The 10,807-nt window shown below is 67.6% G+C and carries 13 protein-coding genes; 2 read left to right on the top strand and 11 right to left on the bottom strand.

All coding sequences use genetic code 11. The annotated features are described in order from the left end of the window. Positions 1–2: 2 nt before the first annotated feature. Positions 3–752 carry an alpha/beta hydrolase gene (locus tag AC07NG_RS07525; protein WP_492854379.1) on the top strand — a complete coding sequence of 250 codons (750 nt, stop codon included), beginning with the start codon at positions 3–5 and terminating at the stop codon, positions 750–752. Positions 753–958: 206 nt separating this feature from the next. On the opposite strand, the gene sugE is transcribed toward AC07NG_RS07525, so the two are convergent. The 11 genes from sugE to AC07NG_RS07580 form a co-directional block, all read right to left on the bottom strand. After that, the gene (sugE, locus tag AC07NG_RS07530) at positions 959–1,282 is read right to left on the bottom strand and encodes a quaternary ammonium compound efflux SMR transporter SugE (protein WP_198576632.1); all 324 of its coding nucleotides are present in this window, start codon (positions 1,280–1,282) and stop codon (positions 959–961) included. Between the two features lie 148 nt (positions 1,283–1,430). Beyond that, a complete protein-coding gene (locus tag AC07NG_RS07535) occupies positions 1,431–2,111 on the bottom strand; it encodes a hypothetical protein (protein WP_492854377.1) in 681 nt (226 codons plus the stop codon). A 363-nt stretch (positions 2,112–2,474) separates the two neighbouring features. Then, the gene (locus tag AC07NG_RS07540) at positions 2,475–2,738 is read right to left on the bottom strand and encodes an ATP synthase F1 subunit epsilon (protein WP_110119155.1); all 264 of its coding nucleotides are present in this window, start codon (positions 2,736–2,738) and stop codon (positions 2,475–2,477) included. Further along, positions 2,738–2,989: a hypothetical protein gene (locus tag AC07NG_RS07545; protein ID WP_492854376.1), complete on the bottom strand. Its 252-nt coding sequence runs from the start codon at positions 2,987–2,989 to the stop codon at positions 2,738–2,740. The genes AC07NG_RS07540 and AC07NG_RS07545 overlap by 1 nt, the downstream gene beginning before the upstream one ends. Continuing rightward, entirely contained in the window at positions 2,989–4,617 is a 1,629-nt protein-coding gene (gene atpD / locus AC07NG_RS07550) for a F0F1 ATP synthase subunit beta (RefSeq protein WP_492854375.1), read from the bottom strand. Before atpD ends, AC07NG_RS07545 begins: the two co-directional genes overlap by 1 nt. Positions 4,618–4,669: 52 nt before the next feature. Continuing rightward, on the bottom strand, positions 4,670–5,545 hold the full coding sequence (locus AC07NG_RS07555) for a F0F1 ATP synthase subunit gamma (protein ID WP_110119150.1): 876 nt from the start codon (positions 5,543–5,545) through the stop codon (positions 4,670–4,672). Positions 5,546–5,580: 35 nt separating this feature from the next. After that, entirely contained in the window at positions 5,581–7,113 is a 1,533-nt protein-coding gene (gene atpA, locus AC07NG_RS07560) for a F0F1 ATP synthase subunit alpha (RefSeq protein ID WP_110133024.1), read from the bottom strand. 62 nt (positions 7,114–7,175) lie between these two features. Then, positions 7,176–7,730, bottom strand: coding sequence for a F0F1 ATP synthase subunit delta (locus tag AC07NG_RS07565; RefSeq protein WP_110119146.1), 555 nt, complete (start codon positions 7,728–7,730; stop codon positions 7,176–7,178). Positions 7,731–7,948: 218 nt separating this feature from the next. Continuing rightward, entirely contained in the window at positions 7,949–8,185 is a 237-nt protein-coding gene (locus tag AC07NG_RS07570; protein WP_494593059.1) for a hotdog family protein, read from the bottom strand. A 120-nt stretch (positions 8,186–8,305) separates the two neighbouring features. Beyond that, on the bottom strand, positions 8,306–8,626 hold the full coding sequence (locus tag AC07NG_RS07575; protein ID WP_492854374.1) for a DUF8200 family protein: 321 nt from the start codon (positions 8,624–8,626) through the stop codon (positions 8,306–8,308). Between the two features lie 332 nt (positions 8,627–8,958). Then, positions 8,959–9,384, bottom strand: a complete 426-nt coding sequence (locus tag AC07NG_RS07580; RefSeq protein ID WP_492854373.1) for a hypothetical protein — start codon at positions 9,382–9,384, stop codon at positions 8,959–8,961. 179 nt (positions 9,385–9,563) lie between these two features. On the opposite strand from AC07NG_RS07580, the gene AC07NG_RS07585 reads away from it, so the two are divergent. Then, complete coding sequence (locus AC07NG_RS07585; RefSeq protein WP_494593062.1) at positions 9,564–10,751, top strand: acetyl-CoA C-acyltransferase; 1,188 nt, start codon at positions 9,564–9,566, stop codon at positions 10,749–10,751. Positions 10,752–10,807: the final 56 nt, after the last annotated feature.

Below are 10,807 nucleotides of genomic sequence, written 5' to 3' on the forward strand. Positions count from 1 at the left end.
GCGTGAAGGCTCCGGTGATCATGGTCCACGGCGCCTTCTGCGGCGGCTGGACGTTCGATGTGTTTCGCGCGCCGTTCGAGGCCGCTGGTCATCAGGTGCTGACGCCCGACCTGCCCGGCCGCGCGCCCGGCGAGTCGACCGTCGGCCTGTCGATGAGCGACTACGCCCGCGCCGTCGTGCGCCTGATCCGCTCGTGCGAGACGCCGCCGATCCTGATCGGCCACTCCATGGGCGGCCTGGTGGCCCAGCTGGCCGCCGGCCGGGCCCCGGTCGATCGCCTGATCCTGCTGGCCCCCTCGCCGCCCTGGGGCGTGCACGGGGCGAGCCTGGAGGAGGCGGTCTCGGCCGTCAGCCTCTATTCGCTGGGTCCCTATTGGCTGCAGGCCATCGCGCCGGACTACGGCGTGGTGCGCCGCTACAGCCTCGACCGCCTGCCCCGCGAGACCCGCCGCGCCCTCTACGCCCGCATGACCTCGGAGAGCGGCCGGGCGCTGTGGGAGACGCTGAACTGGTGGCTCGACCCGTTCATGACCACCAGCCCCGGCGCGGTGAAGGCCCCGGTGCTGGCCATCGCCGGCGGCCAGGACGTCGTCCACCCGCCCGCCACCGTCCGCCAGACCGCCGCCCGCCTGGGTGGTGTGTTCCGCGAGTTCCCGGAGATGAGCCACTGGCTGCCGGGCGAGCCCGGCTGGGAAGACGTGGCGCAGGCGTGCCTGGACTTCATCGCCGCCGAGGACCGGGCGGCGGCTTAAGGCTCCTTCTCCCACTGAGTTCCACCTCTCCCATAGGGAGAGGGAGGGGCCCATGCGCAGCATGGGAGGGTGAGGGGTTAGGGACCTTTTCCGGACAAGGCAGGGAGAAGGGTGACGAGGCGGCCGACGGCTTACCCCCTCACCCTCCCACGCCTACGGCGCGGGCCCCTCCCTCTCCCCATGGGAGAGGTTTTCCGTTTCCGGCCTTAATGGCCCGAGCTGAACACCTTCAGCCCCAGGATCCCCGAGACGATCAGCGCCAGGCAGACCAGCCGCGCCGCCGTGGCCGGCTCCTTGAACACCAGGATGCCGACGATGGCCGTGCCGACGGCGCCGACGCCGGTCCACACCGCGTAGGCGGTGCCCAGCGGCAGGCTCTTCACGGCCCAGCCCAGCAGGCCCATCGAGGCGACGAGGCTGATGGCGGTCAGGACGGTGGGGATCGGGCGGGTGAAGCCCTCGGTGTATTTCAGGCCGACGGCCCAGCCGATTTCGAAAAGACCGGCGATGAAAAGGATGATCCAGGCCATGACCTGCTCCCGTTGATCGCGCGCCCGGCCCGTGGCCTCGGCGTCGCGAGAAGCGGGGTCGTCCCCGGAAAAAAGCAAAGGCGCGGGGTCGTCCCCGCGCCTTGCCTAGATAGCTTCTGGATCCCGGAGGGCAAGCCCTCCGATCACCTCACTGCGAGGTGTAGAGGATCTGGGCCTGCTCGTAATTCTTGCCGACCGAGCTGTCGTCCAGCTTCTTGACGCGGACATAGACGAGGCCGGCCTTGCCGCCGGCGGCGTTGTTGTCCCAGGTCACGGTCAGGCGCTTGACGTCGGTGACCAGCTGGTCGTTGCGGATCAGGCGCAGCTGCGGGCTGTTTTCCCAGCTGGCCCAGTCGTGCAGGGCGGTGGCCAGAGCCTGGGCCTGCTCGGGGCCTTGAGCGTGCTGGACGTTCAGGGTGCAGACGTTCTTGTTCGAACCCGGGTTGTCGAGGACGATCTGGTAGGGCTTGCCCAGGTCCAGGGTCCACAGGTCGCGCTTCTTCTTGAAGCCCGCGGCCTTGGCCAGGGCGTTGAAGTCGCCGCCGACCACGGCGGGCTTGCAGATGGTGTCGAGGACGCTGAGGATCCGCACCGAGACCGGGTCGGTCGGCGGCGGCGGACGCACGGGCTCCGGAGCGACCGCGGCGGCGGCGGCTTCGGGCGTGCCGGCGGCCGGAGCCGGAACCACGGGCGCGGCCTGATCGGCGGGCGCGGCGGCCGGGGCTTCAGCAGGAGCTTGGGCCGGGGCGGCGGCGGGAGCGGGTTGCTCCTGGGCAACGGCGGTCGAGACGACGCCGAGGGCGATCAAGCTGGCGAGCGCAAGGCGCATAGTCTGGATATCCCCTAGAGACTTGGAGGTCGGCATTAAAACCGACAAGCGTTCCCTCGCAACCCTTATGGTGACGGATTGCGGCGTCGATAGGGTCACAATCGTAATTTTTATAGTCGACGCCCTCTTCCTTCTCCCCCTGCGGGAGAAGGTGGCGGTCGAAGACCGACGGATGAGGGGTCTCTCAAACATGAGACGCTTCACCCAACCTGACCGCTACAGGCGGCTTTGAGGTCTGAGAGACCCCTCACCCGACCTCGCTCCGCGAGGCCACCCTCTCCCGCAAGGGGAGAGGGACAAACGAAAAACGCCCCCACCCTTGCGGATGGAGGCGCTTTCGAAGTGCTCGGAAAGAAGCAGCCCTTAGGCGGCCACTTCCACCGCGTGTTCGGCCAGGATCGTGAAGCCGTCCGGACCCACGTCGGCGAAACCGCCCTGGATGTCGAACAGCTTGACGGTCGCGCCGTCGCGCACCGTCACCCGGCCCTCGCGCAGCGTCGTCATGAACGGCGCGTGGTTCGGCAGGACGCCGAAGTCGCCTTCCGTGCCCGGCGCGTCGACCTGGTCGACGTCGGCGGAGAACAGTTCGCGCTCGGGCGCGACGAGGGAGAAGTGCAGCTTGGCCATCAGTCGTAGGTCTCCACGGCGCCCAGGGCCGCTTCGATGTCTTCGTCGGTCTGGATCTCGGTGCCGCAGAACGGGCAGAAGCGGATGGTGGTCAGGACCGTGCCCGTCTCACCATCGGCTTCCCGTTGACCCAGGTTCAACAGGATCAGGCCGCTGTCGTGCTCGATGAGGGAGGCCTCGGCGTCCGAAGACACCGCGTCCTCCAGCTCATCGCAGCAGAAGTGGCCGAGATCGCCGTCTTCTTCGGTCATCAGGCGTCCGCCGCCATCTTCTCGGCCTTGGCCACGGCTTCTTCGATCGGGCCGACCATGTAGAAGGCGCCTTCCGGCAGGTGGTCGTATTCACCGTCCACGATGCCCTTGAACGAGCGGATCGTGTCCTTCAGCTGGACGAAGGCGCCCGGCGTGTTGGTGAACTGCTCGGCCACGTGGAACGGCTGCGACAGGAAGCGGCTGATCTTGCGGGCGCGAGCGACCGTCAGCTTGTCCTCTTCCGACAGTTCGTCCATGCCCAGGATGGCGATGATGTCCTTCAGCGCCTTGTACTGCTGCAGGACTTCCTGGACGCGGCGAGCCACGGTGTAGTGCTCTTCGCCGATGACCAGCGGGTCCATGATCCGCGAGGTCGAGTCCAGCGGATCGACGGCCGGGAAGATGGCCTGGGCGGCGATGTCGCGCGACAGAACGGTGGTGGCGTCCAAGTGGGCGAACGAAGCGGCCGGGGCCGGGTCGGTCAGGTCGTCGGCGGGAACGTAGATGGCCTGGACCGAGGTGATCGAACCCTTGTTGGTCGAGGTGATGCGCTCCTGCAGGTTGCCCATCTCGGTGGCCAGGGTGGGCTGGTAGCCCACGGCCGAGGGGATGCGGCCCAGCAGAGCCGACACTTCGGCGCCGGCTTGGGTGAAGCGGAAGATGTTGTCGACGAACAGCAGCACGTCCTTGCCTTCTTCGTCACGGAAGTATTCCGCGATCGACAGGCCGGTCAGGGCGACGCGGGCGCGGGCGCCCGGGGGTTCGTTCATCTGGCCGTAGACCAGGGCGCAGCGCGAGCCTTCGGTCGAGCCGTTGTTGGCCTTCGGGTCGACGTTGACGTTCGACTCGATCATCTCGTGATAGAGGTCGTTGCCTTCGCGGGTGCGTTCGCCCACGCCGGCCAGAACCGAGTAACCGCCGTAAGCCTTGGCGATGTTGTTGATCAGTTCCTGCATCGTCACGGTCTTGCCGACGCCGGCGCCGCCGAACAGGCCGATCTTGCCGCCCTTGGTGTAGGGGCACATCAGGTCGATGACCTTGATGCCCGTGACCAGCACTTCAGCGGTGTTGGTCTGCTCGGCGAAGGTCGGGGCGTCGCGGTGGATCGTGCGGGTGATGTCCGACTGGATCGGGCCCTGCTCGTCGATCGGCTCGCCGATGACGTTCATGATGCGGCCCAGGGTGCCCGGACCGACCGGCACGCGGATGGCTTCGCCGGTGTCGCGCACGGGCTGGCCGCGGACGAGACCTTCGGTGGCGTCCATGGCGATGGCGCGGACGGTGTTCTGACCCAGGTGCTGGGCGACTTCGAACACCAGGCGCTGGCCGGTGGCGGTGTTGGTGGTCTCGACGGCGTTCAGGATCGCCGGCAGCGGGCCGGTGAACTCGATGTCGACGACGGCGCCGATGATCTGGACCAGACGACCGGTGGCTTCGCCGGCGACGGGCGCGGCGACCTTCGGAGCGGCGGCGGCCTTGGGAGCAGCCGGCTTCTTGGCGGCCGGAGCCTTGGGAGCGGCGGCAGCAGCGGCCGGAGCGGCGGCGGCGGCCTTCGGGGCGGCGGGCTTCTTGGCGGCGGCCGGCTTTTCAGCGGCGGCGGCGGGAGCCTTAGCGGGGGTCTTGGCCATGGCGTGCGGGTCTTTCGTGCGTCTCTGCGTGCGTTTTTGGCGTTAGGCTAGATCAGACGGCTTCGGCGCCGGAGATGATCTCGATCAGCTCCTTGGTGATCTGGGCCTGGCGGGAACGGTTGTACTCGAGGGTGTAGCGCTTGATCATGTCGCCCGCGTTCCGCGTGGCGTTGTCCATGGCCGTCATCTGGCTGGCGTAGAAGCCGGCCATGTTGTCGAGCAGCGCCGACAGGATCTGGACCGTCAGGTTGCGCGGCAGCAGGGTCTCGAGGATGGCCTCTTCCGAGGGCTCGTACTCGTAGACCGCGGCCGGACCGGACGCGACTTCACCGCCCTCGACCACGGCCGGGATCAGCTGCAGCGCGGTCGGGATCTGCTGCACCACCGACTTGAAGCGGCTGTAGAACAGGGTGACCACGTCGATGTCGCCGGCTTCGTAAAGCTTGGTGACGACGTCGGCGATCGGCTGGGCCACCGACAGCGTCAGCTGGCGATAGGCCGACAGGTCGAAGTTCTCGACGATGCGACCGGCGTAGAGGCGACGCAGCTGGGCGGTCACCTTCTTGCCGACGCAGACGATCTTCACGTCCTTGCCCTGGGCGATCAGCCCGTCGATGTGGGCGCGGGAAGCGCGCACGATCGACGAGGTGAAGCCGCCGGCGAGACCGCGGTCCGCCGCGGCCACCACCACCAGGTGACGGTCGTCGCGGCCGGTGCCGGCCAGCAGCGCCGGAGCGCCGTCGCCCGACACGCCGGTCGCGAGGTTGGCGATGACGCTGGCCAGACGCCGGGCGTACGGACGGGCGGCTTCAGCCGCGTCCTGGCTCCGGCGCAGCTTGGCAGCCGCCACCATCTGCATCGCCTTCGTGATCTTTTGCGTCGCTTTGACGCTCGAGATCCGATTGCGCATTTCCTTCAAGCTGGCCATTCGGCGCTACTCTCTCCGAGCGGTTCCGAGGGGGCTTAGGCGAAGGTCGACGAGAAGCTGTCGAGCGCGCTCTTCAGCGACGCTTCCAGGTCCTTGTCGAGGGCCTTCTTGGTGGCGATGCCGGTCAGCAGGTCCTGGTGGGCGCTGTGCAGGCGGGCCAGGAACTCGGTCTCGAAGCGACGCACCGACGAGGTCGGGATCTTGTCGAGATAGCCGCGGGTGCCGGCGTAGATCACGCAGACCTGCTCTTCGACCGACAGCGGCGCGTATTGCGGCTGCTTCAGCAGCTCGGTCAGGCGCTCGCCGCGAGCCAGCATCTTCTGGGTCGAGGCGTCCAGGTCCGAGCCGAACTTCGCGAAGGCGGCCATTTCGCGATACTGGGCGAGTTCGCCCTTAATCGGACCGGCGACTTGCTTCATGGCCTTGATCTGGGCCGACGAGCCGACGCGCGACACCGAGATGCCGACGTTCACGGCCGGGCGGATGCCCTGGTAGAACAGGTCGGTTTCCAGGAAGATCTGGCCGTCGGTGATCGAGATCACGTTGGTCGGGATGTAGGCCGACACGTCGTTGGCCTGGGTTTCGATGATCGGCAGAGCCGTCAGCGAGCCCGAACCGTTGTCTTCGTTCAGCTTGGCGGCGCGTTCCAGCAGACGGGAGTGCAGGTAGAACACGTCGCCCGGGTAGGCTTCGCGGCCCGGCGGGCGACGCAGCAGCAGCGACATCTGGCGGTAGGCGACGGCTTGCTTGGACAGATCGTCATAGATGATCAGGCCGTGCAGGCCGTTGTCGCGGAACCACTCGCCCATGGCGCAGCCGGCGAACGGGGCCAGGTACTGCAGCGGGGCCGGCTCCGAGGCCGAGGCCACGACGACGATGGTGTATTCCAGGGCGCCGTGCTCTTCGAGCGTCTTGACGATCTGGGCGACGGTCGAACGCTTCTGGCCGATGGCGACATAGACGCAGTAGAGCTTGGCGCTCTCGTCCTTGCCGGCGTTGGCGGCCTTCTGGTTCAGGATGGTGTCGATGGCGACGGCGGTCTTGCCGGTCTGACGGTCGCCGATGATCAGCTCGCGCTGGCCGCGGCCGACCGGGATCAGGGTGTCGATCGACTTCAGGCCGGTCTGCACGGGCTCGTGCACCGACTTGCGCGGGATGATGCCCGGGGCCTTCACGTCGACGCGGCGACGCTCGGTGTATTGGATCGGGCCCTTGCCGTCGATCGGCTCGCCCAGCGGGTTGACGACGCGGCCCAGCAGGCCCTTGCCGACCGGCACGTCGACGATTTCGCCGAGGCGGCGGACTTCGTCGCCTTCCTTGATCTCGGCGTCAGCGCCGAAGATCACGGCGCCGACATTGTCGCGCTCGAGGTTCAGGGCCATGCCCTTCACGCCGGCCTTCGGGAATTCGACCATCTCGCCGGCCTGGACGTTATCTAGACCGTAGATGCGGGCGATACCGTCGCCGACCGACAGAACTTGGCCGATGTCCGAGACGGCGGCTTCCTCGCCGAAGTTGGCGATCTGCGACTTGAGGATGGCCGAAATTTCGGCGGCGCGGATGTCCATGGCTGGGTCGGGCTCTTTCTTAGGGCTCTCTGCGTACGTACGTTTTTTGCGCGGTTATACGCTTAGGCGCGCTTGAGGGCGAATTTCAGGGAATCGAGCTTCGAACGGAGCGAAGCGTCGAACAGACGGGAACCGACGCGCACCTTGACGCCGCCCAGGATGGACGGGTCGACGCGGGTCGAGATTTCGGGGGTCTTGCCGAGCGCCTCGGAGACGCCGGCGGTGACGGCCTTCAGCTGGGCGGCGGTCAGCGGGGCGGCCGAGATGACCTCGGCGGCGACCACGCCGCGGTGCTTGGCCGACAGGGCGACGAAGGCGTTGATCGCGCCGACCAGCTCGATGGCGCGGCCGTTGGAGGCGATCAGGCCCAGGAACTTGGCGGTCAGGATGTCGAAACCGGCCTTCACGGCGACGGCGGTCAGGCCCTTGGCCTTGTCCTCGGCCGAGAACGCGGGCGAGTCGATCAGACGGCGCAGGTCGGCGCTGTCGGCGATCAGACCCTTGAGGTCCTTCAGGTCGCGCTCGACCTTCGCCAGGTTGCCGCCTTCGATCGTCAGTTCGAACAGGGACTGCGCATAACGCTGACCCGCATCCGTCGCCTTGGTTTCTTCCGCCACTTGTTCCGCCCGGTGTGCGTTGCAATCGCCGCGGAAGAGAAGCTGCCCCCTCTTCCCGGCTTAAAGACTTGATCGCGCTTGAGAAAAGCGCACGGGCGGCCCGCGCATTCACGCTGCCCTTCCCGAAGCCCGGCGCCTGATAACACGGGGTGTTCGCAGTCGCAACCAAGCCGAGACGATCGCGTTCGGCCAAGTTTCGGAAAAAAGCCGTTTATCCGTCAGACGTTGACGCGGCGGAATACGCCGGAGGCCGAGCCGGCCAGGGCGCCGCCCGGCGTACGGGCCTCGGCCTGGGCGAACACCAGACTGCGAGTGGCCCGTTCGATCCAGCCGCGCAGGGCAAGGTCGCCGCCTTCTCCCTGGCCATAATCGACGGTCAGCGACACCGGCGCGGCGTCGGAACCGGCGGCTTCCTTGAGGGCGTCTTCCAGCAGGGCGGCGATCGACTGGGTCATGGGCGACACTTAACTCCCGGACGGACGAAAGAAAAAGGCGGCGGAACAAGCCCGCCGCCCTGTCAGGCGATGATCGAGGAAAACAGCCGGAGGCGACGAGCCTCCGGTGTTGGAGAGGCCTCAGGCGGCCTTGGCCGAAGCGTTGCAGCGCTCCAGCTCGTCGGCGGCCAGGGCCTTGGCGTCGCCGCCGAAGGCCGAGACGCGGCCGGCTTCTTTCACCAGCGCCTTGCACGAGGCGACGCTGAGGGCCCGCGACGGCGCCGAGGCGGCGACGCAGGCGGCGTCTTCGCAGACGAAGACCGCGCCGCCGGCGACGATCTTGGTCTTGGCGGAGACGGGTTTTTCGAGAGTGACCGCCAGGCGGCCGTCGGCCAGGGCGGGGGCGGCGGCGAGCGCGCAAACGGACAGGGCGGCGACAGCCGCCAGGGCGCGGAGCTTCATGGGAAAAGCCCTCCAGCTTCGGGGATGATGGAAAGATCGATGATCGGCGCGTAAGCTGTACTGGCCGTCGGGATGCGAGGGACACGTCTCTTGCCCAGACTTCTCTGGTGAAAGACTGGCGTCGGTATCCCCACCGACGCCGCGCAACCGAACTAAGCACTGCTTAGATATCAGCGTTCAGAAATAGCGCAAGCGCGTTTTTGTTCGCGTGCGCATATTTTATCGAAACGGAGGTTTCCGGGTGCTGGTCGCCCGGTTCGCCCCCCCCTCTCCTCCGCCCTTGTGGCGGGAATGACGGGAAGTTGGGGTTTGGCGGCCGCGAGGCCGAAACTTCAGAGCCCCAGGATCGAGTCGATCCGGCTTTCGGCCCGGGCGTGGATCTCGCGCTGCTCGACCATGCCCTCCATGCGGGCGTAGCGGCCGTCCTTGCCGGCCTTGCGGCGCAGGCCGTCGGCGGTGACCAGCACCGGCGGGCGGCGGGCGTCGGTCAGGCCGCCCAGCAGGGCGGCGAACACCGCCCCGACCGCGGCGGCGGCCACGGGGCCGGCGAAGTCGATCAGGGTCTCGCCGAACACGGCGTGCATCTGCAGCAGCAGGTGCTCGCGATTGACCTGGTGCGACAGGATCTGCAGCGACCAGGCCGCCACGCCCTGCACCACGCCGGCCAGCACGACCGCGATCACCACCCCCACGAAGCGGGGGCGCCAGAAGAGCCCGAGCAGGGCTCCCAGGAACGCGAAGGCGACCAGCAGGATCATGGAAGGAAACTAAGACCCTCCTTTCTCAAAGTCCGGTTAAGAGCCCGCCGCGGCAGGACGTCGCGATCGGGGGGCTTGGACGCCTCTTCCGGCTTACGCACGCGTGATCTTTCCCAACCGAAATTTCCGGCCTACGGTGCAGGCAATTCAAACTAACGTTTAAACAGGGAAGAAGCGCCATGCGCGAAGCGGTCATCGTCTCTTACGCTCGGACCGGTCTGGCCAAGTCCGTCCGCGGCGGCTTCAACAACACCCACGGCGCGGCCATGGCCGGCCACGCCATCCAGCACGCCGTCAGCCGCGCCGGCCTCGACGGTCCGGAAATCGAGGACGTGGTGCTGGGCTGCGGCGGTCCCGAAGGCGCCACCGGCATGAACGTGGCCCGCAACGCCGCCATCTGGGCCGGCCTGCCGGTCACCACCTCGGGCCAGACCGTCAACCGCTTCTGCTCGTCGGGCCTGCAGGCCATCGCCACCGCGGCCAACTACGTCCGCAACGACGGCGCCGCGGCGGCGATCGGCGGCGGCGTGGAGTCGATCTCGCTGGTCAACGCCGGCGGCCACATGAACCGCTTCCACATCACCGAAGAAAAGCTGATGCGCGAGAAGCCCGCGCTGTGGATGGCGATGATCGACACCGCCGACATCGTGGCCAAGCGCTACAACGTCAGCCGCGAATACCAGGACGAATATTCGCTGCGCAGCCAGCAGCGGATCGCCGCCGCCCAGGCCGCCGGCCTGTTCGACGACGAGATCGTGCCGATGGCCACCAAGATGAAGGTGGTCAACAAGGAGACCAAGGAAGAGAGCCTGGTCGACTACGTGGTCAGCAAGGACGAGTGCAATCGTCCGGAGACCACCCTGGAGGGCCTGGCCAAGCTGGAGCCGGTCAAGGGCCCGGGCAACTTCGTCACCGCAGGCAACGCCAGCCAGTTGTCGGACGGCGCAGCCGCCGTGGTGGTGATGGAAGCCAAGGAGGCCGCCCGCCGCAACCTCGAGCCGCTGGGCCTGTTCAAGGGCTTCGCCATCGCCGGCTGCGAGCCCGACGAGATGGGCATCGGCCCGGTCTTCGCCGTGCCGCGCCTCCTGGAACGCCACGGCCTGAAGGTCGACGACATCGACCTGTGGGAGCTGAACGAGGCCTTCGCGTCGCAGTGCCTCTACAGCCGCGACCGCCTGGGCATCGATCCGGAGAAGTACAACGTCAACGGCGGCTCCATCGCCATCGGCCACCCCTTCGGAATGACGGGCGCCCGCTGCGCCGGCCACCTGCTGCTGGAAGGCAAGCGCCGCAAGGCCAAGCTCGGCGTGGTGACCATGTGCATCGGCGGCGGGATGGGCGCGGCCGGTCTGTTCGAGATCTTCTGAGGTCGGGCTCGGCGATGCTCCCCCTCTGGGGGAGCTGTCGCGGAGCGACTGAGGGG

The sequence above is a fragment of the Caulobacter sp. GW821-FHT10C03 genome (assembly GCF_059415485.1).

What these genes read in the sequence shown, in the direction of transcription:
- AC07NG_RS07540 (WP_110119155.1), bottom strand. Translation starts at nt 2,738, where the DNA reads ATGGCCAAGCTGCACTTCTCCCTCGTCGCGCCCGAGCGCGAACTGTTC.
- AC07NG_RS07570 (WP_494593059.1), bottom strand. Translation starts at nt 8,185, where the DNA reads ATGACCCAGTCGATCGCCGCCCTGCTGGAAGACGCCCTCAAGGAAGCC.
- AC07NG_RS07575 (WP_492854374.1), bottom strand. Translation starts at nt 8,626, where the DNA reads ATGAAGCTCCGCGCCCTGGCGGCTGTCGCCGCCCTGTCCGTTTGCGCG.
- AC07NG_RS07585 (WP_494593062.1), top strand. Translation starts at nt 9,564, where the DNA reads ATGCGCGAAGCGGTCATCGTCTCTTACGCTCGGACCGGTCTGGCCAAG.
- AC07NG_RS07555 (WP_110119150.1), bottom strand. Translation starts at nt 5,545, where the DNA reads ATGGCCAGCTTGAAGGAAATGCGCAATCGGATCTCGAGCGTCAAAGCG.
- atpD (WP_492854375.1), bottom strand. Translation starts at nt 4,617, where the DNA reads ATGGCCAAGACCCCCGCTAAGGCTCCCGCCGCCGCCGCTGAAAAGCCG.
- sugE (WP_198576632.1), bottom strand. Translation starts at nt 1,282, where the DNA reads ATGGCCTGGATCATCCTTTTCATCGCCGGTCTTTTCGAAATCGGCTGG.
- AC07NG_RS07535 (WP_492854377.1), bottom strand. Translation starts at nt 2,111, where the DNA reads ATGCGCCTTGCGCTCGCCAGCTTGATCGCCCTCGGCGTCGTCTCGACC.
- AC07NG_RS07545 (WP_492854376.1), bottom strand. Translation starts at nt 2,989, where the DNA reads ATGACCGAAGAAGACGGCGATCTCGGCCACTTCTGCTGCGATGAGCTG.
- atpA (WP_110133024.1), bottom strand. Translation starts at nt 7,113, where the DNA reads ATGGACATCCGCGCCGCCGAAATTTCGGCCATCCTCAAGTCGCAGATC.
- AC07NG_RS07580 (WP_492854373.1), bottom strand. Translation starts at nt 9,384, where the DNA reads ATGATCCTGCTGGTCGCCTTCGCGTTCCTGGGAGCCCTGCTCGGGCTC.